The 24278-nt window shown below is 51.3% G+C and carries 17 protein-coding genes and 1 other annotated feature; of the genes, 10 read left to right on the forward strand and 7 right to left on the reverse strand.

Annotated features, from left to right (window positions below; all coding sequences use genetic code 11):
* The first annotated feature begins 104 nt into the window (after window positions 1–104).
* A complete protein-coding gene (gene grcA / locus EHW56_RS08250) occupies window positions 105–482 on the forward strand; it encodes an autonomous glycyl radical cofactor GrcA (protein ID WP_046074059.1) in 378 nt (125 codons plus the stop codon).
* 94 nt (window positions 483–576) lie between these two features.
* On the opposite strand, the gene thrC is transcribed toward grcA, so the two are convergent.
* From thrC to thrA, 3 genes are read right to left on the reverse strand one after another with little or no spacing between them, the layout of a single operon-like run.
* The gene (gene thrC, locus EHW56_RS08255) at window positions 577–1860 is read right to left on the reverse strand and encodes a threonine synthase (protein ID WP_152794978.1); all 1284 of its coding nucleotides are present in this window, start codon (window positions 1858–1860) and stop codon (window positions 577–579) included.
* Window positions 1857–2816 (reverse strand): homoserine kinase, encoded by a 960-nt coding sequence (gene thrB / locus EHW56_RS08260; protein ID WP_152794979.1) that lies wholly within the window; start codon window positions 2814–2816, stop codon window positions 1857–1859. The genes thrC and thrB overlap by 4 nt, the downstream gene beginning before the upstream one ends.
* A gap of 2 nt (window positions 2817–2818) precedes the next feature.
* On the reverse strand, window positions 2819–5278 hold the full coding sequence (thrA, locus tag EHW56_RS08265; protein WP_152794982.1) for a bifunctional aspartate kinase/homoserine dehydrogenase I: 2460 nt from the start codon (window positions 5276–5278) through the stop codon (window positions 2819–2821).
* Window positions 5279–5302: 24 nt separating this feature from the next.
* Window positions 5303–5419, reverse strand: a sequence feature (Thr leader region).
* Window positions 5420–5584: 165 nt separating this feature from the next.
* Here thrA and aceK point away from each other — a divergent pair.
* Complete coding sequence (aceK, locus tag EHW56_RS08270; protein ID WP_152794984.1) at window positions 5585–7324, forward strand: bifunctional isocitrate dehydrogenase kinase/phosphatase; 1740 nt, start codon at window positions 5585–5587, stop codon at window positions 7322–7324.
* Window positions 7325–7557: 233 nt separating this feature from the next.
* Window positions 7558–8031, forward strand: coding sequence for a hypothetical protein (locus EHW56_RS08275; protein WP_046074054.1), 474 nt, complete (start codon window positions 7558–7560; stop codon window positions 8029–8031).
* A 13-nt stretch (window positions 8032–8044) separates the two neighbouring features.
* Here EHW56_RS08275 and EHW56_RS08280 read toward each other — a convergent pair whose 3' ends face one another.
* Together EHW56_RS08280 and EHW56_RS08285 are read right to left on the reverse strand one after the other, a co-directional pair.
* Window positions 8045–8527 carry a putative 4-hydroxy-4-methyl-2-oxoglutarate aldolase gene (locus EHW56_RS08280; RefSeq protein WP_152794986.1) on the reverse strand — a complete coding sequence of 161 codons (483 nt, stop codon included), beginning with the start codon at window positions 8525–8527 and terminating at the stop codon, window positions 8045–8047.
* 33 nt (window positions 8528–8560) lie between these two features.
* Window positions 8561–8983, reverse strand: coding sequence for a DUF3293 domain-containing protein (locus tag EHW56_RS08285; protein ID WP_046074052.1), 423 nt, complete (start codon window positions 8981–8983; stop codon window positions 8561–8563).
* A gap of 434 nt (window positions 8984–9417) precedes the next feature.
* Between EHW56_RS08285 and arcA the strand changes: the two genes are divergently transcribed.
* Window positions 9418–10137: a two-component system response regulator ArcA gene (arcA, locus tag EHW56_RS08290; RefSeq protein ID WP_046074051.1), complete on the forward strand. Its 720-nt coding sequence runs from the start codon at window positions 9418–9420 to the stop codon at window positions 10135–10137.
* A 126-nt stretch (window positions 10138–10263) separates the two neighbouring features.
* Here the strand turns inward: arcA and arcB are convergent, their stop codons facing one another.
* Together arcB and EHW56_RS08300 are read right to left on the reverse strand one after the other, a co-directional pair.
* A complete protein-coding gene (gene arcB / locus EHW56_RS08295; RefSeq protein ID WP_046074050.1) occupies window positions 10264–12618 on the reverse strand; it encodes an aerobic respiration two-component sensor histidine kinase ArcB in 2355 nt (784 codons plus the stop codon).
* A 9-nt stretch (window positions 12619–12627) separates the two neighbouring features.
* Window positions 12628–14421, reverse strand: coding sequence for a diguanylate cyclase (locus EHW56_RS08300; RefSeq protein WP_152794988.1), 1794 nt, complete (start codon window positions 14419–14421; stop codon window positions 12628–12630).
* A gap of 614 nt (window positions 14422–15035) precedes the next feature.
* Between EHW56_RS08300 and gltB the strand changes: the two genes are divergently transcribed.
* The 6 genes from gltB (at window position 15036) to EHW56_RS08330 (ending at window position 24213) form a co-directional block, all read left to right on the forward strand.
* A complete protein-coding gene (gene gltB / locus EHW56_RS08305) occupies window positions 15036–19502 on the forward strand; it encodes a glutamate synthase large subunit (RefSeq protein ID WP_152794990.1) in 4467 nt (1488 codons plus the stop codon).
* Between the two features lie 12 nt (window positions 19503–19514).
* Window positions 19515–20927, forward strand: coding sequence for an FAD-dependent oxidoreductase (locus tag EHW56_RS08310; RefSeq protein WP_152794992.1), 1413 nt, complete (start codon window positions 19515–19517; stop codon window positions 20925–20927).
* Between the two features lie 122 nt (window positions 20928–21049).
* Window positions 21050–21745, forward strand: coding sequence for a 5'-methylthioadenosine/S-adenosylhomocysteine nucleosidase (gene mtnN, locus EHW56_RS08315; RefSeq protein WP_152794994.1), 696 nt, complete (start codon window positions 21050–21052; stop codon window positions 21743–21745).
* A gap of 12 nt (window positions 21746–21757) precedes the next feature.
* Complete coding sequence (locus EHW56_RS08320; protein ID WP_152794996.1) at window positions 21758–22717, forward strand: cobalamin biosynthesis protein; 960 nt, start codon at window positions 21758–21760, stop codon at window positions 22715–22717.
* Between the two features lie 12 nt (window positions 22718–22729).
* Window positions 22730–23578, forward strand: coding sequence for a vitamin B12 ABC transporter substrate-binding protein BtuF (btuF, locus tag EHW56_RS08325; RefSeq protein WP_152794998.1), 849 nt, complete (start codon window positions 22730–22732; stop codon window positions 23576–23578).
* A gap of 20 nt (window positions 23579–23598) precedes the next feature.
* Window positions 23599–24213 (forward strand): TRIC cation channel family protein, encoded by a 615-nt coding sequence (locus tag EHW56_RS08330; RefSeq protein WP_046074211.1) that lies wholly within the window; start codon window positions 23599–23601, stop codon window positions 24211–24213.
* Window positions 24214–24278 lie beyond the last annotated feature (65 nt).

Here is a 24278-nt window from a genome sequence, read left to right on the forward strand (position 1 = left end):
TTGATTTATGTCAATAAAACCCCACTCTTTAAAGGGTATATATAGGCACTCTAAATGATGAAATCTTACATCATAAAAGTCACTATCATAAAAGGGGATAGGCCATGATCACTGGTATTCAAGTAACCTCAGCGGCCAATGATGAACTCGTTAATTCTATTTGGTTGATTGATAAAGACACCGATCAAGCGCGTTGTGTTTGTGCTAAACAAGGCTTTGAAGCGGATCAGGAAGTTGCCCTATCTTCTTTGGGTGAATTCGATTACCGCGAGGTGAATATCGAGACACAAGCGGTCAACGAAGGCGGCCAGCATCTTAACGTCAACGTATTGAAGCGTGAAACGCTGGAAGATGCAGCAAAGCACCCAGAGAAATACCCACAGCTGACCATTCGCGTCTCCGGTTATGCGGTACGTTTTAACTCACTGACGCCTGAACAGCAGCGCGACGTCATTACACGTACCTTTACCAGCTCACTATAAGCGCATTGCTTTTCGCAAGAGCGCTTACACTGAAACAGCCCGCTATCGCGGGCTGTTTTTTCAGGCATAGGCTGGAGTGCGTTGCTTCTACCCGTTAGCCATTAATGTCTAATAGGTAGTCTCGTAGCACTTGGAAATCCGCCTCTTGCTCACGAGAAAGCAGCGTCATTTTCGCGTGTTTCGCGAGCGGCCCAGGCAGGGGGATATCTTTATCCAAAATGGCATCCACCGACTCTTTAAATTTCGCCGGGTGGGCGGTGCACAAGAAGATCCCCTCTTCTCCTGGTTCAAGCTGCTCAGCCAGCAGACGGTAAGCAATCGCACCATGCGGTTCACACAAATAGCCCGCGTGAGAGAGCGATTTTAAGCTCTCAGCCGTTTCCTCATCGTCAGCACGCCCTGAGGCAAGTTCACTCAACGTCCACTGCTCTCGGCGGAAAAGCTCTTCGATACGTGGCCAGTTGTTAGGCTGACTCACGTCCATGGCATTGGATAAGGTAGCGACCGTCTGCTGCGGAGACCATTCCCCCGAGTCCAAATAGCGCGGTACCGTGTCATTGGCATTGGTTCCCGCAATAAAGCGCTTAATCGGCAGTCCCATCGCTTTAGCAAGCAAACCGGCCGTGAGGTTACCAAAGTTACCACTTGGCACCGATATCACCACCTGATCGCGTTTATGCGCAGGAAGCTGCGCCACCGCCTCGAAGTAGTAACAAATCTGGGCCATTAAGCGGCTAATGTTGATGGAGTTAGCCGAGTTAAGACCAATGGCCTGACGAAGCTCGCTATCATCAAAGGCTTGCTTGACCATGCTTTGACAATCGTCAAAGGTGCCATTAATCGCGACCGTATGGATATTGCCGCCGAGTGTGCAAAAGAGTTTTTCCTGCAGCGGGCTGATTTTGCCTTTCGGGTACAAGATGACGACATCGATATTATCAATACCGTAGAACGCATGGGCAACAGCCGCCCCGGTATCCCCAGATGTTGCCGTGAGGATGGTGATCTTTTTGCCATCAGAGACCGCTGCCAGCGACTGCGCCATAAAACGGCCACCAAAGTCTTTAAAGGCGAGCGTCGGGCCATGGAAAAGCTCTAGCGCGTGAATATTATCTTTCACCTGGGTAAGCGGTGCGGCAAAGCTAAATGCGTTTTTAACCAGTTCACTCACTTGCTGTTTAGGCAGCTCATCGCCAATTAATGCAGATAAAATTTCGCTACTGCGCGCCACCAAAGGCATGGCCAGTAATGCCTCGATGTCGTCGAAGTGGGGCAAGCTCTCGGGAAAAAAGAGCCCTTGGCCACGACCTAAACCTTGCTGGACCGCCTGAGAGAATGACACGGTTTCACTGTGATCTTTGATGTTATAAAGCTTCATGCCTGACTTCCTATTTCTTTCGCGCCCTGTCCATCAATGCGACATACATGAACAAAGCCATCATCATTTTGTATATAGTGCTCGCGTAACCATTGCGCGACACGCTCTGCCACCTGTCTATCGTCACAAATGCTAAATAGGGTTGGCCCTGAACCGGAAATCCCCGTCGCCAATGCGCCACAACTGGCGGCATACTCGCGCGCTTCAACAAACCCCGGCAGCAGTTTTTGTCGGTACGGTTCAGCAATCACATCGCAAATTAAACTCGCCGCGAGCTTAGGCTGTTGCGTGTGACACGCATGAATAAAGCCGCCGAGATAGCGCCCATGGGCGATCACATCTTGCCGGCGATACTGGGCGGGCAAGATGGTGCGTGCTTCTGCCGTCGACACCTTGATGCCCGGATACGCCATCACCCAATACCAGTTTTCAAAGTGTGGCACCGCTTGACTGATTACCCCTTGGCTTTCCAGCATGAGCTGCACGCCACCAAGATAACAAGGCGCGACATTGTCATAATGTAAGCTACCGGAGATGGACGCTTCCATCTCTCCCATCAGCGCTAACATGCGAGTCTCATCGAGCGCATGGTCATGAAAGCGATTCAACGCATCGAGCGCGGCGACAATCGAGCATGCACTAGAGCCAAGTCCTGACCCAATAGGCATATTCTTTTCAAGCACCATCGCCACCGGCTTCACCGTCAAGTCATGGCTTTTAAGCGCCTCGGCATAGGCCAAGTACGCCTGATAAACGATATTATCCTGCTGATTAGCGGGTAGCTTATCGATAAAGCGGCCTTGGCAGCGCAATGAAAAAGCGTGGTTTCCACCGTCTGCCACTTCCACCACATCGCCCAGTAAACTACCGTCGACAGGACTCACCGCTGCCCCTAAGACATCGAATCCCACACTGACATTACCAATCGATGCAGGTGCATAAACACGGACTGCCATAACTAGACTCCTAACTTCCAACCCAGTGTACGCATTAAGTCCGCAAACACCCCGGCGGCGGTCACTGCGGTTCCCGCGCCATAGCCTCGCAGCACCAAAGGAATCGGCTGATAGTACCGGCTATAAAAAGCCAATGCGTTCTCACCCTCTTTGATTTTGTTCATGGGGTCATCGTCAGATACCGCTTGGATTTTGACGAAACAGCGTCCGTCTTCGATACCACCAATATAACGCAATACTTTGCCTTCTTTGGCGGCAGCCTCGGACCATTGTTTAAAATATTCATCGGCTTGCGGCAAACGCGTCATAAAGGTTTCCACATCACCGGACTGATCAAAGCCAGGCGGAAGCGCAGGTTCGACCTCAACATCATCAAGCTCAAGCTCCATGCCAGCTTCACGTGCCAGAATCAACAGCTTACGTGCCACGTCCATGCCCGACAGATCGTCACGCGGATCCGGCTCAGTAAAACCGTTTTCACGCGCGACCTTGGTCGCCTCACTAAAGCTGGCGCCGTCATCTAACTTGCCGAAAATGTGGGAAAGCGATCCCGATAAGATCCCAGAAAAGCGTGACAGCTCATCCCCTGCCGCAATCAAGTTTTGCAGGTTTTCAATCACCGGCAGGCCTGCGCCCACTGTGGTCTCATACATAAATTTGCGGTGCGTCGCGCGGGCCGCCTGACGCAACTGGTGATAGTAAGCCATGCTGCTGGTATTGGCTTTCTTATTAGGGGTAATCACGTGAAAGCCTGCACGCAAGAAATCAGCATATTGATCGGCGACCTGCTGATCGGCGGTGCAATCGATCAACACAGGGTTAATGATATGATTACGCTGAACGAGCTGGATCATCCCCGCTAAGCTGAACGTAGACAGGTGGTTGGGGAGTTCATCACGCCAGCTATTTAGATCAATGCCTTGGCTGTTAAGCCACATCCCTTTGCTGTTCGCTAAGCCACAGACCCGCATCACAATGCCTTGTTGCTGGAGCTTGGCTTGTTGGCGGCGGATTTGCTCAATCAGCTCACCCCCCACACCACCGACACCGACGATAAACACATCCAAATGATGCTGGCTATTAAATAAGTTCTCATGACAGGCTTTAACCGCCTCAGAGACTCGCTCTGAAGGCACCACCGCAGAAATAGCGCGTTCCGATGAACCTTGAGCAATCGCAACGATATTAACATTGACTTCTGCCAACGAGGTGAAAAAGCGCGAGGCAACACCTTTCGACGTGCGCATGCCATCGCCCACCAAAGAGACAATCGACAAATTATCCATAAACTCGACAGGCTCGAGCAGACCATCTTTCAATTCAAGCTCAAAATGGTTACTCAGCACCTTGTCGGCTTTTTCTTTGTCCTGGCTTTGAATACAAAAACTGATGCTGTACTCAGAAGAGGATTGGGTAATCAACACAATCGACACCCCCGCCGATGACATCGCACCAAATACGCGTGATGCCATCCCTACCATGCCTTTCATACCCGGGCCTGATAGGTTGACCATGCTCAAGTCGCTTAAGGTGGTAATGCCTTTAATCGCAAGCTTGTCCTCCCCGCTATCCTCACCAATTAAGGTGCCTTCTGCTTGCGGGTTCGCCGCGTTTTTAATTAAACAAGGGATATGAAAGCGCGCAATCGGTGCGATGGTTTTGGGGTGTAACACTTTCGCGCCAAAGTAAGACAGCTCCATCGCTTCTTGATAGCTCAGCGATTTTAGCAAGCGCGCATCCGGTACGAGGCGAGGGTCACAGTTGTACACCCCATCGACATCTGTCCAAATCTCGCAACACTCGGCACGTACACACGCCGCGAGTACCGCGGCAGAGTAGTCTGAGCCATTCCGTCCTAGGGTCACCAGCTCGCCATTTTCATTCCCCGCCATAAACCCTGGCATTAGACCAATGTGTTTCGCCGGGATGGGCGATTGTTTGAAGCGTTGCGATGAGACTTCGATGTCGACTTCAGCACTTAAGTGACTGCCCGACGCGGCAAAGTATTCCACCGGGTCAACATCGAACACCGCGTACCCACGCGCCTCGAGTAGTGCATGCATCGCTGCGACCGACAAACGCTCACCTTTACTGACGACACGTGCGTAGGTGCTATCTGGGCATAAGCCCAATAAGCTCATGCCATGCACATATTGGCGAAGCTGGCCGAGACTGCGCGTTAATTTATCGAAAAGTGGCTGAGTATCGAGGTTGGGTTGACGCTCCGCTAGGCCATGAAACAAGCCGACGAAAAGCTGCTCTAGCTCTTTAAGCGGCAATTCCGCTTCACCATGTTTGACCGTGTTCTCAACCACTGAAACGAGGATGTTTGTCACCTTCGCTGGGGCGGATAACACGGCAGACACCTCGCTCTGCCCCTGGTTACTGACAATGATATCGGCAGCGCGACTGAAGCGCTCAGCATCGGCCAGCGACGTGCCACCAAATTTTAAAACTCGCATCCGTTTGGGACCTCTCTTTTAAGATAAAAAAAAGCCCGTACCTGGGAAGGTACGGGCTTTTTTGGAAATTCTGTGCGTATCAGCCCGCACCAACACATGATGTGCCAGTAATAATAATGGTGGTTGTGGTGGTCTGGGTGCTGATCGTTAGTTGCATGTGTGTTGCGTATATCATTTGTTTTGTTTGATTCTCTCTAGGTGTATCGAATCATGTTGCTTAGGTCAACAAAAAAGTGATCCTGATTGCTTTTTCAACAAAACTCTGCGAGCTTGAACAAGGGAGCAACCAGATCGCAAGGAGCGCGAATGACCCAAGAAGCGATGGCCCAATTAGTCGCCAATACCATACTACAAGGCTCGGATGCTATGTATGGCCGGTTTCTCGATGTCACCTCCGGTGCGCAGGAGCGCTTTGAGCAACAAGACTGGAAAAGTGTTCAACAAGCGCTTAAAACGCGTATTCAGTTCTACGACCATCATGTTGGTTTGGTCAGTCAACAACTAGGAGCCATGCTCGGCAAAGCGCACGCCACACGCTCCTTTTTGATGGCAGTCAAAGCGGCTTATGTCACCTTGCTTGATGACTACCCGCGTTACGATATCGCCGAGAGTTTCTTTAACTCTGTGTATTGCCGGATCTTTGAACACCGCAATATCCGTCGCGATAAGCTGTTCGTGCAAAGCTCCCAAGGGGGACGGATCCCCAAATATCCAACCCCTTTATTAAGACGCTTCCAATCGCAAGCCGGCATTTACGCCACCTTAGAGCGGATGCTCGATAGCACCCCGTTTACCCCACCTTGGCGGGATAAAAGCGGCGATCTCAAACGTGTGACACAAACACTCCAAGCGCGGTTTGGCCCGCAACTTACCATGAGCTTTACCCTCGAAATGGTTCGTCAGCCTTTTTTCCGTAATAAAGGCGCTTACCTTATCGGCCGACTCGATATGGCTAACCAGCGCCGGCCTTTGGTGCTGCCGCTCGCGATCTCCGAGCAAGGGGAGCTGTACATCGACGCCTGTATTACCGACAGTGATGATGTCAGCATCGTGTTTGGTTTTGCCCGCTCGTACTTCATGGTCTACGCCCCTGTGCCGGCGGCGTTGGTGGACTTCCTTAACCAGCTGATGCCCAACAAAACGCCCGCCGAGCTCTACACCGCGATTGGCTGCCAGAAGCACGGAAAAACCGAGTTATACCGCGAGTTTCTTTACCACCTGGATAACTCGGATGACTTGTTTGATATCGCGCCTGGGGTCAAAGGAATGGTGATGTCAGTATTTACTCTGCCTTCCTATGGGTTTGTGTTTAAGATCATCAAAGACAAGTTTGCTCCGCAAAAACAAATGACCCACGCCCAAGTAAGGGAAAAGTACCGCCTGGTTAAAGAACACGATCGGGTTGGACGCATGGCCGATACTCAAGAATACCGTAACTTTATTTTTCCCCGTGACCGCTTTAGTGACGCCTTAATTGATGAACTCCTCGAGGTTGCCCCCTCCTGCGTTAACGTCACCGACAACGAAGTGCGCATTCGCCATCTCTACATGGAAAGGCGCATGATCCCGTTAAATATTTATCTCGAACAAGCCGAGCCGGACGCGATCACCCAAGCCGTACAAGAATATGGCGATGCACTCAAAGAATTAGCCGCCGCCAACATCTTTGCCGGCGATATGCTGTTTAAAAACTTTGGGGTCAGTCGTCACAATCGGGTCATTTTCTATGATTACGATGAGATAGCGTATCTCACTGAGGTAAACTTTCGCCATATTCCGCCACCTCGCTACCCAGAAGATGAACTGGCTGCAGAGCCTTGGTACAGCGTGGGCGAAAATGACGTATTCCCAGAAGAATTTCGCACATTTTTACTGGTTAATCGTACCGTTGCCGACGAGTTTGATCGCCTCCACCCAGAGCTGTTTGAAGCTGGTTATTGGCAGCAACTGCAAAGCCAGGTAAAGGCCGGGCATTTTCATGATGTGCGTCCCTACAGTGAAGAAAACCGGTTAGGACACGCGACGCTCTCACCAAAAACGGCCTAATATTTGCTCAGTCATCATGTGTTAACCGCACACTGGCGATTTACCGCCTTTTTGCGCCAATAAAGTGGCAAATCGTCAATATATTGGCAGTTTAGTCTATCGACCGTTATCGGCACGCGTGAGGAGAGAGACAAAATTCGGCAGTAGTATCTATTTTTTGTCTACACTGATCGCAACGCATCAGCGTCTTCTAAGACTGAGCTAAGCCTAAAAAGAACAATGAGGCACAGGATTTGAGTATAAAACAACTAGGACTGTTGACCCTCGTCTTACAAGCTGTGGCAGCGCCTGCGTGGGGCCAACCGTTAACTTGGCAAACGCTGCCAGCTGGGACAGCTGATCATTTTTTTATTCAGTCTATCCCATCAGCCACACAAGGTTTTGACAGTTGGACCATTCAGTCAGGCTATCGTTACCCACTCAGTAATGTATCTGTTTATATGGGCACGCAACTGAAAAGCGAAAACGACCAACACACCACGCAACAAGGGTTGTTAAGCGGGATTGAATACCGTTTTACCGACAAGCTGCGTCTTTCGAGCCAAATTAGCCGCGATAATGACGATACCCTGATCAATCAGTGGGGCGTCAGCAGTCGCTACCAGTTGAGTGAGTCAATTGATGTGAATGCCGGGCTAGATGTCGAGTTTCGTCCCGAAACCTCCCCCGAATCGATTTATCAACTCGGGGTTGGGTTGCACTTTTAACCCGCCGCCCAGATTAACTGATCAGTGGCTCTTCACACACAATCACGCCATTTAGATCGGCATACAGATAATCACCTGCCGTCACAGACACGCCGTTTAACGCTAACGCGACATCCACATCGCCCTGATCGCGTTTTTGCGTTTTAATCGGACAGACACCCAGAGCCTTAATACCGATAGGCAAGGTCGCTAGCGTCGCCGCATCGCGAACCGGCCCAACGATGACGACGCCTGCCCACCCATTATCAACAGCGCTTTGTGCGATAAGATCGCCCAGCAAGGCTCTATCCATCGCACCAGAACCATCCACCACCAGCACCTGGCCCTCACCTGGGGTAGCCAGCATCGCCTTCACTTTGGAATTATCGTGATAGCAACGTACTGTACGAACTCGGCCTTCAAAGCAGCAATGAGCGCCATAGTTCTGCCACTGCAGTGGGATCCATTGCACCGCCTCCGGGTGGTTGTCACATAAGTCCGGCAATTTATCGTCCATGATGCCTTTCTCCTTTTTCGTTGTGGGAAAGAGTTAGCGAGTGGCTGCCGTGAACAAGGATGAAAAACGCACGTTCAGTGATTGAGGTGTGAACGCATCCATCAAAACAGGCAACAACCATAAACTATCATTCTCTACCCAATAGATGGCATTTTGTTGCCATTGTTGCGCCAATAACATGGCTTCGTGCTTATCCACAGCAACCGCAAAACCCGGCTCATACCAACTCCCATCCGGCGCCCCACCATTCATTGGCCAATAGCGTATCCCTTGTTGTGTCATTGCACTTTCAAGCTGAGCATTGCGCGATTGATTCTCTTTCTCAGATAAAGGTTGGCTACGCGGATTAAATGCGGTAAGAATAGCAAATGCTTCGGCATCTGGCGCTTGAGGAGCGTGAAACGCGATCGATTGGTAAGTTTTCCACAATTCTTGCTGGTTATCAGGATCACACATTGTTTACACCTACTCGTAATGCATACTATGCTTAGTGACTAATTATGCGTCATTATTCAGAAAGTTAAGTTAAAACGCGTCGCTAACTGACATTTAACATGCTTTTGATTGGGGTCAATAAAGGATGAAAAAAATCATCAACCCTTATCCTAATATATTGTTAGCGTGCTGTTAAATGAATACAATTGGCGATAATTAATGGATATCAGAGTGATTGGCTTGGTGGTGCACTCATACTGCCACGCCCCGTCTTAAGCTGGAACTCACGGTGCGTTGTCTAGCATCGACGAACACTTCTCTATGGATGGCGTGCCATATGTTAGTTGCGAGGTTCGCGGTAGACACTCCTCGCATTTTTGTAAATTTTTTTCACAGGCTAGACGGTCTAGACTGTGAAGTGCAACCGGATTCTATTTAGATATTAGGTATCGCCAATGCAAACCCCGCAAATTCTGATTGTAGAAGATGAACAGGTCACACGTAACACGCTGAAAAGTATCTTTGAAGCGGAAGGTTACAATGTGTTTGAAGCCAGCGATGGCGACGAAATGCATCAAGTCCTGTCTAACCATCATGTTCACTTAGTGATCATGGATATTAACTTGCCAGGTAAAAACGGCTTGTTGCTCGCACGCGAATTGCGTGAACAAGGTGACATGGCGCTGATGTTCCTCACTGGGCGTGACAATGAAGTTGATAAGATCCTCGGGCTCGAAATCGGTGCCGACGACTACATTACCAAACCATTCAACCCACGCGAACTGACTATCCGTGCGCGTAACCTGCTCACACGTGCCATGAGCAGTGTTAACGACAGCGAAGAAAAGCGTAACGTCGACGTGTATGTCTTTAACGGTTGGACACTCGACATCAACAGTCGCTCGCTCATTAACCCAGAAGGGGAAACCTTTAAGCTGCCTCGCTCTGAGTTCCGCGCCCTGCTTCACTTCTGTGAAAACCCAGGCAAAATTCAGACGCGTGCTGAGCTGCTTAAGAAAATGACGGGTCGTGAACTTAAGCCGCACGATCGTACCGTGGATGTCACGATCCGCCGGATCCGTAAACATTTCGAATCGCACAATGACACACCAGAGATCATTGCGACCATCCATGGTGAAGGTTATCGCTTCTGCGGTGAAATCGAAGAGCAATAAAGAGTCGTTGAGAGACGGTGCATGGTTTAAAGACTGCGTGTCGAACTCAAGAGAAGGCGCCGATTAAGGCGCCTTTTTTCTCTTTGTCGCTTGCTGGTTTCTCAGTGGGCTCGCCAGCCAGAAGCGCTACGCTTGCTCGTCTAACCACGCTTTGAGCACATCCAGGTCGTGCTGATAGCCATCTTTGATTTCATCAATCCAATCCGCAATGTTCTCCCACCACGCGGGGAGGTCGGGTGACTGTGCTTTTTGCGCCACTTTTTGAATATGCTTGAGTCCCACCGATCCTGCAGCGCCTTTAATTTTGTGCGCTTCAGAAACAATGCCTTCTTGATCTCGTGCCGTCATATTCGAGTCGAGGATGGCGATGTACTCTGGCATGGTTGACTCAAACATCTCAATGCTTTGTTTCACAGGGTCTATACCCACTAACTCCACATACCCAGTGAGCATATCCATATCGAGCAGCCGCTCTGCTTGTTCATTCGCGATAGGACGGCTCGGCGCGGGCTCATTCACACTCTCGACGTCTGTCACCATGTTTGATGACAAAGCATACTGCTCAATCACCTGGTTAAGCGCACTCACACTAATGGGTTTGCTGATCGCATCGTCCATTCCGTTGGCAAGATAGCTATTTTTGTCATTAATAACATTGGCGGTCAGCGCAACTAAAGGTGGCAGTTGCGCATACTGCTCTCGCCAAGTAGCCGCGATATCAAAACCGGTCATATCGGGCAGTTGAATGTCGAGCAGCGCCAGATCAAACGCGTCTGGCGAGAACACATCTAACGCCGACTGCCCATCGCGAGCGACGGTCACCTGGTGCCCCAAACTCTCAAGCAAGCTGGTAGCAACAGTAATATTGAGCTCAATATCCTCCACCAATAAAATACGCAGCCTGCTTTCCACTGGGGTGAGTGCCGGTGTTTCGTCTTCTCCAGGCTCACTCAATGGCACCTTGACGGTAACCGTAAAGGTACTCCCCTCGCCCTCTTCACTGTCGAGGGTAATATCCCCCCCCATCAAACGGGCCAATTTGCGCGATACCGCTAAGCCAATACCTGTCCCTACGGCATGTAGGTTTTCCCCTGCCTGTTTAACTTGGTAATACATGGCAAAAATCTTGTCTTGTTCATCCGCGGGGATCCCGATACCACTGTCTTCAACGTCAAAGCATAAATGGGCTTGGTCACCGTCCACTTCCGCGCTGACTGTAATGATCACACAGCCTTGCTTGGTAAATTTGACCGCATTACCGACGAGATTCCATAGGATTTGCCGCAGCCTCGTCGTATCAACCGCCACATAGTCAGGGAGTTCGGTCACTCGCTCAAGTTCAAAACGTAAGCCCTTTTGCTCGGCCATCAACCCTGAAATATTGTCGATTTCGGTAACAAATTCATTTAAATCCACACTGGTGGGATGCAGAGAAAGGCGTTTGCGATCAGATTTGTCTAAATCAATGATGTCGTTAAAAATATTGCCCAACGTGATCGCACTGACATAAATCGTCCGCAGATAATTACGTTGCTTATCATCCAAGTTTGACTCCAGCAACATGCGGCTTAGGCCAACAATCCCATTGAGCGGGGTGCGCAATTCATGACTAATGGTGGAAATAAACGCTGTTTTTTCTCGGCTCGCTTTTTCCAGCGCATCTTGGTAGCGCTTACGCTCGGTAATTTCTCGCCCAAAACCAAGCAGCCCAAGGTGCCGCCCATCTCGGGCAAAGAAAGGCACTTTGCGTAATTCAAAATAGGCTTTACGCCCGTCTTGATATTCAAGCCATTGCTCGTAGGTTATCGACACATTGGCGTCAAACACTTGCTGGTCGGTTTCGACCACTTTTTCAGCGATATCTTCGCGATAAACGTCCCAAGGTGTCAGCCCTTTGAGCGTTTTCTCGTCATAACCGGTTAGCTCTTCCATCGCTCGGTTACAGCCCGAGAACTGACCATCAGCGTTGCGGTAGTAAATCAAATCTGGGGAAGCATCAATGAAAGAGCGGAGTAAGGCGGTTTGCTCCGCCAGCTCCAACTGCGCTTTTTCACGCTGATAAACTTCGTTTTCAAGATCTTTAATCGCCTGCTGCCGCGCACTCTCCGCTTTCTCACGCTCTTCTATTTCCGAGTTGAGTTGCTCAATATTTTCGGTGAGTTGGCGGTTAAGGCGCATATCACGCGCACGCATTTCTTCCAGCTTAGAAACCAGTTTTGATAACCGCTGACGAGACTCCTCGAGTTGATCAACCACCACCGACAAAAAATAAACCGCCCACGGCGTGATCACCAGGCCAAAGAAAACCGAGCGAATGATATCAATATTTTGAACCGTGCCTTCAAGGACTAAGGTAATCCCCACTTGCACCACTACCGCGAGCGCCACGAGCGCCAAAGCCAGTAGCATGCTAAAGCGCACTATGCCTAACTTGACCAGCAAGTCGACGTAATATTGGGCAAGGACTTTAAGTTGTTTCATATAGGCTTATTAACCGCCAGATTCGAAGTGAATTGATTCAGCCACCGAGGCTCGTTGCTTGTTTGATGGGCGAGAATGAGAGGCACCTTGCAGCACACTCACACGATTGCGGCCATGTCGCTTGGCTTGATATAACGCACGATCCGCGTATTGTACCAAATCGCCATAATCTTGATCCGGCGCTGGGATCATACACGCCGCCCCCAGGCTCATCGTCAGTTGCTGGGTGGATGCCGCGTCCAAGTGTTCGATGTTCGCCGCTAATATCGCTTGCCTCGCCCGTTCAGCCACATCCATCGCGCCGTTTAGCCCTGTCTGTGGTAAGACAATCGCAAATTCTTCCCCCCCATAACGGGCAACCATATCCATCGGGCGATGAACGGACGATTTTAGCGCCTTGGCCACTTGCTGTAAGGCCCAGTCACCCTGCTGGTGACCATAGTGATCGTTGTAAAGCTTAAAATGATCTATATCGCAAAGAATAAACGCCAGGGGGGTCTGCTCTCTGGCGTGTGAACGCCACAGCGTGCTCAATTGCTCGTCAAGACTGCGTCGGTTAGCCACTTGAGTAAGGCTATCAACAAAGCTGAGCTCCTGCAGTGCCATGATGGCATCGGCTAACTGTTGTTGTGTCTCTTTCCGTTCGGTGATATCTCGTGCCATCAGCAGCACAGCCGGTGCCAACGTGACCGGATCTTGAATGCGTGACTTGGTCACCTCATACCAAGTTTGCTCACCCGTATCCGTTAAAATGACATCTTCATAGGTAATGGTTCCACCCGTTTCTAGCACCTGTTTATCACGCGCTTTGTGTTGATCAAATATCTCCGGATCTACCACATATTGCGCCGGTGCATTCTCGAGCGCTTCAATGGTGGTGCCAAGCGCATCGGCATACGCTTGATTACACGCCAAGTGATAATAGTCTTGATCAAAAATACCGATAGGGTCGACACTCGCTTGGAAAATCGCACTGAGCAAGTTACTTCGCTGCTCCAGCACTTGCTCAACCGAGTGACGCTGTTGTGCTTCTTTTTGTAACCGCTCCTGCATCTGGTGCCAATTGGTCACATCATGGCTAATACTCAATGTGCCTATCACTTCCTGCTTATCATTTTTAAGCGTTGTGATATTCGTTTCCAATAAGCAGCTCTGATCATGATGTTGTGTCGCCCAGGTACGTACTGTTCGCGGCTCGGAAAGCGGCTCACCGGCTTGCCAAAGCACTGCTTCCTGCTCTCGGCCCTGCCAGAAGCGGTCAAAGGCGGCGTTCGTACCCACCACGTTTCCCTCAACATCTTGAAAGCATACGAGCTCCGCCAAGGAATTAATCACGCTTAAAAGCACACCTTGTTCTTGTTGCTGCAGGTGCCATTGCGTGTTGGACTCAGAGGCAGAAAATGAAATGAGCCAGGCACGCTTGCCGCGACAGCGGATCGGCAAGCCAGATAAGGTCACCTCAACCCGCACCCGATTCGCGCCCGGGGCTCTGACTTTGGCTTCAACATTAGAAAATGGCTGAGGCCAACGCTGCGCCACAATAAAAGCGCGCACCGCTTGCTGCTGTTTTTCATTGGCGGTTTTAAACCGGTTGTGGCTACCTACCAGCGAAAAAGACTCCACACAAGGTGCATTGGCATACAAGATATCACCATCATCGGCCGTGACAATCGCATGTGGCGTGTCTAACCCGGCCATGTAAACCCGCCAATCGGATAACGCCAGTGTCGCTCGACGCGCGCGCCAACCGTAGCCAAGCAAAGCGCCTAACACGAAAACCAAGCTAAAACTAAAAAACGCCATGCCACTCCTGTCTGCCTTATTACTGTCCTTGATCGTATTCACGCCCTACCTCACCGGCGACGTATTCTGCCACAGTTTTGATAGAACGCGTGATTGTCCTGTTCACAGCTTTGCGAATATCATTTGTTATTTTATTACATCAATTGACAGTGCTTTTTGCTATGAAAGAGAAAGCATATAACGCACCCTTCTTTATTCATCATCAAAGCTAGAATATCTACTCGAATTCGCCTTTTATTTAATAATTATTTAACAAAATGGCATAATTGCGAATAGATATTATTCATCAAGAAAACCACAATAAATACTTTTATATCAGTTGTTTACAATAAAGACATACTTATATTGCTATGCATAAAGGATGCATATAAAAATTTGACCTTTGCAAGGTTTACCGTTAATTTGGAAGGTCGCTGAATAGCGCTTTGCCTGTGTATTCTCTGTCAATCCATCGATAAAACAGTGAGTTAGAGTGTAGATCACCGACTTTTCTCGTTAAAAAATCACAACATAACGAGCGCACAGTCACAAAGCGAATCTGTTCAGAGTGGTCAGGAGGATCACGACAATAAATGCAATCACTGCGCGTAACGCAGTAGCAAGGGAGAATTGCAATGTCGCTGTACAACCCAATGCTGGAAAAAGATAACTGTGGTTTTGGCCTTATCGCCCATCAAGAGGGGGAGCCCAGCCACAAACTGGTTCGTACTGCTATCGCTGCACTTGACCGCATGACCCACCGAGGTGGTATCAACTCTGACGGCAAGACAGGCGATGGTTGTGGACTGCTGCTGCAAAAGCCCGACCGCTTTTTCCGCCTTATTGCCGAACAAAATCAATGGAAGCTAAGCCGCCTGTACGCGGTGGGCATGATTTTTCTCAGTGCCGATCCGGCAAAAGCCCAACAAGCCAAACAACGCTTCGAGCAAGAAATAAACGCTGAAACACTCTCAGTGGTGGGGTGGCGGACGGTGCCGACCAACCCAGACGTACTCGGAGACATCGCCAAACAGTCTCAGCCCGTCATTGAACAAGTGTTTATCAATGGCCCAGCAGGCTGGCGCGCGCGCGATTTAGAGCGACGCCTGTATATCGCACGCCGCCGTGCAGAAAAAGCCTTAGCAGACGATGCAGACTTTTATGTCACCAGCCTATCCACACAAACCATTGTTTACAAAGGTTTGTGTATGCCTGCGGATCTACCACGCTTTTACACCGATCTCGCGGATCTGCGTTTAGAGTCATCAATTTGTTTGTTCCACCAGCGTTTCAGTACCAATACTCAGCCACGCTGGCCGCTCGCCCAACCCTTTAGGTATCTCGCCCACAACGGTGAGATCAACACCATTGAGGGCAACCGTCAGTGGGCACGCACACGTGCATACAAGTTTAACTCCCCTTTATTACCCGACTTGCATCAAGCCGCGCCGTTTGTGAATGAATCAGGCTCTGATTCCTCAAGCCTCGACAACATGATGGAAGTCTTTCTCGCCGGCGGGATGGACTTATTCCGAGCCATGCGTCTGCTGGTGCCGCCCGCGTGGCAAAACCATCCAGACATGGACGACGAACTGCGCGCATTTTATGACTTCAACTCCATGCATATGGAGCCCTGGGACGGGCCTGCAGGCATCGTTATGTCAGATGGTCGCTATGCCGCCTGTAACCTTGACCGCAACGGCCTGCGCCCCGCGCGCTATGTAGTTACCAAAGACAAGTTTATTACGCTCGCCTCCGAGATAGGCATCTGGGATTACGCCCCTGACGAAGTGTCAGAAAAAGGCCGGGTCGGCCCGGGTGAGCTGTTAGTGATCGACACCCGCGAGGGTAAAATTTGGCATTCGGGTGAAATCGATAACGAACTGAAAAGTCGCCACCCGTATCGTGAATGGCTGGATCAGCACGTACGTCGTCTCACTCCCTTTGAAGACTTAGATCCTGACACCAGTGAAGGCAGTCGCAACCTCAAAGACGCCCAGCTTAAGACCTATCAAAAGCTGTTTGGGATGTCGAATGAAGAAGTCGACCAGGTCATCAAAGTACTCGGGGATATTGGCCAAGAGGCTACCGGCTCTATGGGCGATGATACGCCGATGGCCGTTTTATCATCACGCCCGCGCTGTGTGAGCGATTATTTCCGGCAAAAATTTGCCCAGGTAACGAACCCACCGATTGATCCGCTGCGTGAAAACCACGTGATGTCACTGGCCACCTGTATTGGCCGTGAAATGAACGTGTTTTGCGAAACCGACGGTCACGCTGAGCGAGTGGCGTTTAAATCGCCTGTCCTCTTGTTCTCAGATTTGGTCCAGCTGCTCGAGTTAGACGATACCTATTATCGCCACAGCATTTTGGATATTAATTACGATCCGAATGAGAAAGATCTACACCAAGCCATCTTAGATCTATGCGATGAAGCCGAGCGCTGTGTGCGTGATGGAACCGTCTTGGTGGTGCTCTCTGACCGCAGCATCAATAAAGACACGCTCCCTATTCCCGCCGCCATGGCAGTTGGTGCGGTACAAAAACGCTTAGTGAACCAAAACCTGCGCTGTGACGCCAACATCATTATCGAAACCGGCAGCGCTCGCGACCCGCATCAGTTTGCGGTATTACTCGGGTTTGGTGCCACGGCGGTTTACCCATATTTAGCCTATGAAACACTGGCAAACCTTGTTGATATCGGTGCCGTCGATAAGCCGTATCGCGATGTGATGGTCAATTTCCGAAACGGGATTAATAAAGGCCTTTACAAGATCATGTCGAAAATGGGGATTTCAACCATCGCCTCTTACCGCTGCTCACAACTGTTCGAGGCGGTCGGCTTACACCAAGATGTGATTGAGCTTTGTTTCAAAGGCGTGGCCAGCCGCATTCAAGGCGCCAACTTTGATGATTTCCAACAAGATTTGGTCAACCTATCTCGCCGAGCATGGATCAAGCGTAAACCGCTTGAACATGGCGGTCTGCTTAAATATGTCCACGATGGCGAATACCACGCGTATAACCCAGATGTGGTGACCAGCTTACAAAGCGCGGTGCGATCTGGCGAGGCAATGGATTACAAGACCTACGCCAAAACCGTCAACGAGCGTCCTGTGGCGACCTTGCGTGATTTAATGCAACTGAAAAAAGCGGCCTCACCGGTTGCTCTCGAGCGCGTAGAGCCGGCAACGGAGCTGTTCAAACGCTTTGACTCGGCGGCGATGTCTATCGGTGCCTTGAGCCCGGAAGCACACGAAGCGCTGGCCATCGCCATGAACCGTCTCGGCGGACACTCTAACTCGGGCGAAGGGGGCGAAGACCCACGTCGTTTCAATAGCGAGCGCAATTCACGCATCAAGCAGATTGCATCCGGGCGCTTTGGCGTTACCCCGCACTACCTGACCAACGCGGATGTCCTGCAAATCAAAGTTGCCCAAGGTGCGAAACCGGGTGAAGGCGGGCAACTGCCTGGCCATAAGGTGACAGCAGAAATTGCTAAACTGCGTTTCTCCGTCCCAGGCGTGACCTTGATTTCGCCTCCACCGCACCATGATATTTACTCGATTGAAGACTTGGCACAGCTGATCTTCGATTTAAAACAAGTCAACCCGCAAGCAATGGTTTCGGTCAAGCTGGTTTCAGAGCCCGGTGTTGGCACCATTGCCACTGGGGTCGCCAAAGCATATGCCGACCTAATTACTATCTCAGGGTATGACGGTGGTACAGGCGCAAGCCCGCTCACCTCGGTTAAATATGCCGGCAGCCCATGGGAATTGGGTCTTGCTGAAACCCAACAAGCACTGGTTGAAAACGGCTTACGCCACAAGATCCGCTTACAAGTCGACGGTGGTCTAAAAACCGGTTTAGACATCGTCAAAGCCGCTATCTTGGGCGCAGAAAGCTTTGGCTTTGGTACCGCACCAATGGTCGCACTTGGCTGTAAATACCTTCGTATTTGCCACCTCAATAACTGTGCCACCGGCGTCGCTACTCAAGACGAAACCTTGCGTAGTGAATACTTTAAAGGCCTCCCCGAGCAAGTGATGAACTTCTTTAAAGGTCTTGGTGAAGAAGTACGCGAACTGCTCGCCGAACTAGGGGTCGAAAAGCTCACCGATCTGATTGGTCGAACGGACCTCCTTGAGGCAGTTGATGGTTTTACCGCCAAGCAACTGAAGCTCGATTTGAGCCACATTCTCGATGCGCCGACACCTTGGCCAGGTAAGACCTTATATTGCAGTGAGCCGAATACGCCGTTTGATAAAGCCGAGCTGAACCAAGCGCTACTCGGTGAACTGGGTGAAGCCATTGCCGCCAACCACAGTGCTAGCATCTACAAATCGGTCCGCAATACCGACCGTTCAGTCGGTGCCAGCTTGTCAGGGGCGATTGCTAAGCGTTATGGCAATGCGGGCATGGCTGCCAACCCACTGGATGTGCAACTGCAAGGCACCGCGGGTCAATCTCTCGGGGTATGGAATGCCGCAGGGGTGAACATTACCCTTATCGGGGATGCCAACGACTACGTGGGTAAAGGCATGAGCGGTGGACAAATTGTGATCCGCCCACCCATCGGCTCAGCCTTTGCCAGTCACGAGTCTACCATCATGGGTAACACCTGCTTATATGGTGCGACGGGCGGTAAATTGTTTGCTGCGGGTAAAGCTGGTGAGCGTTTTGCCGTGCGTAACTCTGGCGTCCATGCCATCGTGGAAGGCGCGGGCGACAACGCGTGTGAATACATGACGGGAGGCATTGTGGCCATTCTCGGTCGCACTGGGGTCAACTTTGGCGCCGGGATGACCGGTGGCTTCGCGTACGTGCTTGATGAAGAAGGCGACTTTAATGGTCGGATTAACCCTGAGTTGGTTGAAGCGCTGTCGCTGGAGACGTTGGCTATCCATCAAGAGCACCTACGTGGCCTGATAGCCCAGCATTTCGAGCTGACCGGTTCGGATCGTGCGCAGCAGCTGCTCGATGACTTTGACGCTTGGGTACATAGGTTCTACCTCGTCAAGCCAAAAGCCGCGGATGTAAATACCTTATTAGGCCACCAAAGTCGCAGCGCTGCTGAGCTGCGCGTTCAGGCGCAGTAAAAGGAGGGACCCATGAGCCAGAACATCTATCAGTTTATTGATGTGCAGCGCATTGACCCGCGCAAAAAAGCGATCGAGACGCGCAGAATCGAGTTCGTGGAAATATACGAACCGTTCACCGAGAAAGAAGTGTCAGCACAAGCTGATCGCTGCCTTGATTGTGGCAACCCCTACTGTGAATGGAAGTGCCCAGTGCACAACTATATTCCACAGTGGCTCAAGCTTGCTAACGAAGGGCGCATTATAGAAGCGGTTGAGCTATCGCACCAAACCAATAGCTTGCCGGAAGTCTGCGGTCGTGTGTGCCCACAAGATCGCCTATGTGAGGGGGATTGCACGCTCAACGAGGACTTTGGCGCGGTAACCATCGGCAATGTCGAGAAGTACATCACCGATAAAGCGTTTGAAATGGGCTGGAAGCCTGACATGTCACACGTTGAGTGGACCGACAAAAAGGTCGCGGTGATTGGTGCTGGCCCGGCAGGGCTCGCATGTGCCGACGTGCTGGTTCGTAACGGGGTGAAACCTGTGGTCTTTGACCGCTACCCAGAAATTGGTGGCCTGCTCACCTTTGGTATTCCATCGTTTAAGCTCGAGAAAGATGTGATGCGGCATCGCCAACGTGTCTTTACCGAGATGGGCGTCGAATTTCGCCTCAATACCGAAGTGGGCAAAGATATTGACATGCAAACCTTGGTCGATGACTACGATGCGGTTTTCTTAGGGGTGGGTACCTACAAGTACATGCGTGCTGGGCTGGCCAATGAAGATGCGCCCGGCGTCTTTGATGCGCTGCCCTTCTTAGTCTCCAACACCTACAAAGTGATGGAACTGAATGACGCACCACCGTTCATTGATATGGCCGGTAAACGTGTGGTGGTACTCGGTGGTGGCGATACTGCGATGGACTGTGTTCGCACCTCGATTCGCCAACAAGCCGCCAGTGTCACCTGTGCCTACCGCCGAGATGAAGAAAACATGCCAGGCTCACGCCGTGAGGTGAAAAATGCCCGCGAAGAAGGGGTCAACTTTATGTTCAACCTGCAACCGCTGGGGATTGAAGTTGACGGTAACGGCAACGTAAGCGGGGTCACCGTGGTGAAAACCCAACTGGGTGAGCCTGATGCTGCGGGTCGCCGCCGCCCAGAGCCGATTGAAGGCAGTGAGCATGTGCTGGAAGCAGATGCAGTGATCATGGCCTTTGGTTTCCAACCTCATGCTATGGAGTGGCTAGAACCTTATGATGTCGCCCTGGATGAGCGTGGTCGCATCCAAGCGCCGGCAAAAGGTGATATCTTGTATCAAACCACTAACCCCAAAATTTTTGCCGGGGGCGATGCGGTAAGAGGTTCCGACTTGGTGGTCACTGCCATTGATGAAGGTCGCAAAGCCGCCGAAGGGATCATGGATTACCTGGAAGTGTAGCCCCGCGACAATCAATCCGTGTGAAACCACATCGAGATAATCGATTGAGAAGTGCCTCAAAGGAGGCACTTTTTTATTGCCTCATGTACACTATCGGCATTTATGCGAACAGGATTATCACCATGAAAATCGGCATCATTGGCGCAATGGAGCAAGAAGTGACTCTGCTGCGTGACAAGCTTGAAAACAGCACAACCCACCAAGAAGGCGGTTGCACCTTTTATACGGGGACGCTGCAAGGCCATGATATCGTGTTACTTCAGTCTGGCATTGGTAAAGTCGCTGCAGCGGTCGGCACAAGCTTGCTGCTATCGCAATTCAAGCCCGATTGGGTGATCAATACAGGCTCAGCGGGCGCGTTCGAGCCTTCACTTAACCTAGGTGACGTGGTTGTATCCTCTGAGGTGTGCTACCACGATGCCGATGCCACTGCATTTGGCTATCAAATGGGACAAGTTCCGCAGCAACCGGCGGTGTTCGAGTCCGATGAAGCATTAATGCAACTCGCGGAGAAAGCAGTGGATAGCCAAACACATGTGGTGCGTGGCTTGATCTGTACCGCCGATACTTTTGTGCACACCGATGCCCACCGCCAACATATCCAAACCCACTTCCCTGATGCGGTAGCCGCAGAGATGGAAGCGGCGGCAATTGCGCAAGTGTGTGCTCAGTTTGCCACCCCTTTTGTGGTGGTGCGTGCCATCTCGGATGTGGTCGCCGAAAAAGAGTCACCCATGACCTTTGAAGAATTTTTGCCGTTAGCGGCGAAAAGTTCCTCGGCCATGGTGGAAAATATGGTCGCGATGATTGACGCCTGATCGCACGCCCCCATGGATGATTTGCTCAACCCGCAACAATGGATGATTTACGCCGCCGACCAGGGCCGCTTATGGGCGCTGTGGTTGGCGGTATTAGTGCACTGGCTACTCCCATTGCCCAGTCAGTACTCTCCATTTCAATACTGGCGACAGTATGCAGCGTTGCTCGCGAGCCAAGTCAACAAAGACACAGACCCTAAGCGCCAGCGTAAGCTTGCCGGTGCGCTCGCCTTAATGTTAATGGGCGGCACCCTCGCCATTTTTTTAATCGCCGCCCGTGAACTTGTGTGGTCGCGCCCCCTGTTCGATGCGATATTACTCTGGCTCGCGCTAGACTGGCGCCCCATCGATAAGTTTGGTCATGCCATCGCTCACGCGATAGACCAACATGATAAAGGCGCAGCGCGCGCGTTGCTCGCCACGCGAGTAAACCGTGAAACCGAGTCTCTGTCATTGATCGGAATAGGAAAAGCGGGCGCGGAAACACTGCTGCTCGGTACGGCTCGTCACTGTGTTTGCGTGATATTTTATTATCTCCTCGCAGGCGGTGTCGGTGCCTTGCTATACACCAGCTTGGTACACCTTCATCGGGTTTGGTCCCCTAGCCGCTTAAGCTATTACCCGTTCGGGCTCGCCAGCGCACGCTTATTGAACCTGTTGGATATAGTGCCAATGGGGCTGTTTGCTGTGATCGTGGCAATGAGCCGTCAACCTTGGTCACACCTAAAAACCGGCTGGCAGCAGGGCAGACACTGGCGAACGCCTGGTTCAGGTTGGCTACTCGCGTGTGCAGGAAGTCGCTTTCAATTGTCACTGGGCGGTCCGGCTGTCTATCAAGGTACTAAGACCTTGAGAACCAAAATTGGCTATGGGGTCACCCCTGCGTGTTATCACCTTTTATTGCTGCGCTTGAAGTTAACCCACAGTGTTTTAATCTGGCTCGGGTTATGCTCCTTGGTTTTAATCGTTTAAGGACACTGATTGATGCCACGTTTTCGTGCCCTTTGTACCCTTTTTCGCTTGCAAGCCTGTTGGCTTGTCTTGGCCTTAACATGGATGCCTTTTGCTCACGCCACTCCGTTGCGAGTGATTAGTCTCGCCCCTCACGCCACAGAGCTGGCTTATGCCGCTGGGCTTGGCCCCAATATGGTCGCTGCAAGTGCCTACAGTGATTATCCGCAGCCGGCTCAGTCGCTCGAACGCGTGGCCAACTATCGGGGAGTCAAACTCGAACGCATTATCGCCCTGCAACCGGATCTTATTTTAGCTTGGCGCGGCGGGAATCCGCCCAAACCTCTGGAAGCTTTGGCGGAATTAGGCTTTACCATCCGTTACCTCAACCCAGACACGCTCAGTGATATTGGTCAGTTTATTCGCGAGCTGGGTCATTATAGCGAGAACCCAGACATCGCCACACGCAATGCTAACGCCTTTGATCAAAAGCTGGCGCAATTAAACGCCCAGTACCGCAATGCAGAGGCTGTTCCCTACTTTTACTTACTCAGTGACACGCCACTGATGACCGCCAGTAACCGAGCTTGGCCGAGTCAGCTATTTCGTTTATGTGGGGGGAAAAATATCTTCGCCGACAGCCCCGCCGCCTATCCACAAGTCAATATGGAACAAGTCATCACACGTGCCCCCAAAGTGCTTTTCCACACAGGCGAGCAGCTACCAGACAGTTGGCATTCGATGGCTGAGTTGCTGCCTAAGGCGACGCGCCAGTTTACTTGGTCACTTAACCCGGATTGGCTCACTCGCGCGACCCCTCGTGCATTAAACGCCGCCGAGCAAATTTGTACCGCCCTCGATGAAGTCCGTCAGGCACAATAGGATTTAGCATGACTCAGACCATGATTTTGTATTTATTCGACTTATTCGGTACGGCCGTGTTCGCAATTTCCGGGGTGCTGGTGGCGGGCCGTCTGCGTATGGATCCCTTTGGCGTGGTCGTTCTCGCCTGTGCAACCGCCATTGGCGGCGGGACAGTGCGAGATATGGCGATGGGGGCCACACCTGCGTTTTGGATCACCGACACCACCTATATCTGGGTGATTTTAGCCACCTGTGTGGCCACTATGCTACTTATCCGTCACCCTCGCCGTCTCCCCTGGTACGTGCTGCCTTGTGCCGATGCCATTGGGTTGGCGGTCTTTGTGGGTATCGGTGTCGATAAAGCCCTGAGTTATGGCGCATCTCCCTTGGTAGCGGTGATCATGGGCGTGATCACCGCGTGTGGCGGCGGCATTATTCGTGATGTGCTCGCGCGCGAAGTACCTATGGTGCTGAGAACAGAAGTGTATGCCACTGCCTGTATTGCTGGCGGCATCGTTCATACCCTCGCCGTTCAAGTCAGCCCGGGCTCTGTGACTGCCTCTATTGTGGGTATGGTCACCACACTATTGATTCGCTTAGCGGCGATCCGCTGGCATTTGTCCTTGCCACCATTCGCGCTAGACAGGTCTTAAAAGCCATTATTGGGACAGTATGCCGAGCCTGAATAGACAGTGGTTGAAATTTAGACAACACACCC

The organism is Salinivibrio sp. VGrn1 (assembly GCF_009377995.1).
In the GTDB taxonomy this organism is placed as follows: Bacteria; Pseudomonadota; Gammaproteobacteria; order Enterobacterales; family Vibrionaceae; genus Salinivibrio; species Salinivibrio siamensis.

What these genes read in the sequence shown, in the direction of transcription:
- EHW56_RS08310 (WP_152794992.1), top strand. Translation starts at nt 19,515, where the DNA reads ATGAGCCAGAACATCTATCAGTTTATTGATGTGCAGCGCATTGACCCG.
- thrB (WP_152794979.1), bottom strand. Translation starts at nt 2,816, where the DNA reads ATGGCAGTCCGTGTTTATGCACCTGCATCGATTGGTAATGTCAGTGTG.
- thrA (WP_152794982.1), bottom strand. Translation starts at nt 5,278, where the DNA reads ATGCGAGTTTTAAAATTTGGTGGCACGTCGCTGGCCGATGCTGAGCGC.
- gltB (WP_152794990.1), top strand. Translation starts at nt 15,036, where the DNA reads ATGTCGCTGTACAACCCAATGCTGGAAAAAGATAACTGTGGTTTTGGC.
- grcA (WP_046074059.1), top strand. Translation starts at nt 105, where the DNA reads ATGATCACTGGTATTCAAGTAACCTCAGCGGCCAATGATGAACTCGTT.
- mtnN (WP_152794994.1), top strand. Translation starts at nt 21,050, where the DNA reads ATGAAAATCGGCATCATTGGCGCAATGGAGCAAGAAGTGACTCTGCTG.
- EHW56_RS08300 (WP_152794988.1), bottom strand. Translation starts at nt 14,421, where the DNA reads ATGGCGTTTTTTAGTTTTAGCTTGGTTTTCGTGTTAGGCGCTTTGCTT.
- EHW56_RS08280 (WP_152794986.1), bottom strand. Translation starts at nt 8,527, where the DNA reads ATGGACGATAAATTGCCGGACTTATGTGACAACCACCCGGAGGCGGTG.
- EHW56_RS08330 (WP_046074211.1), top strand. Translation starts at nt 23,599, where the DNA reads ATGATTTTGTATTTATTCGACTTATTCGGTACGGCCGTGTTCGCAATT.
- aceK (WP_152794984.1), top strand. Translation starts at nt 5,585, where the DNA reads ATGACCCAAGAAGCGATGGCCCAATTAGTCGCCAATACCATACTACAA.
- EHW56_RS08285 (WP_046074052.1), bottom strand. Translation starts at nt 8,983, where the DNA reads ATGTGTGATCCTGATAACCAGCAAGAATTGTGGAAAACTTACCAATCG.
- EHW56_RS08320 (WP_152794996.1), top strand. Translation starts at nt 21,758, where the DNA reads ATGGATGATTTGCTCAACCCGCAACAATGGATGATTTACGCCGCCGAC.
- arcA (WP_046074051.1), top strand. Translation starts at nt 9,418, where the DNA reads ATGCAAACCCCGCAAATTCTGATTGTAGAAGATGAACAGGTCACACGT.
- arcB (WP_046074050.1), bottom strand. Translation starts at nt 12,618, where the DNA reads ATGAAACAACTTAAAGTCCTTGCCCAATATTACGTCGACTTGCTGGTC.
- thrC (WP_152794978.1), bottom strand. Translation starts at nt 1,860, where the DNA reads ATGAAGCTTTATAACATCAAAGATCACAGTGAAACCGTGTCATTCTCT.
- btuF (WP_152794998.1), top strand. Translation starts at nt 22,730, where the DNA reads ATGCCACGTTTTCGTGCCCTTTGTACCCTTTTTCGCTTGCAAGCCTGT.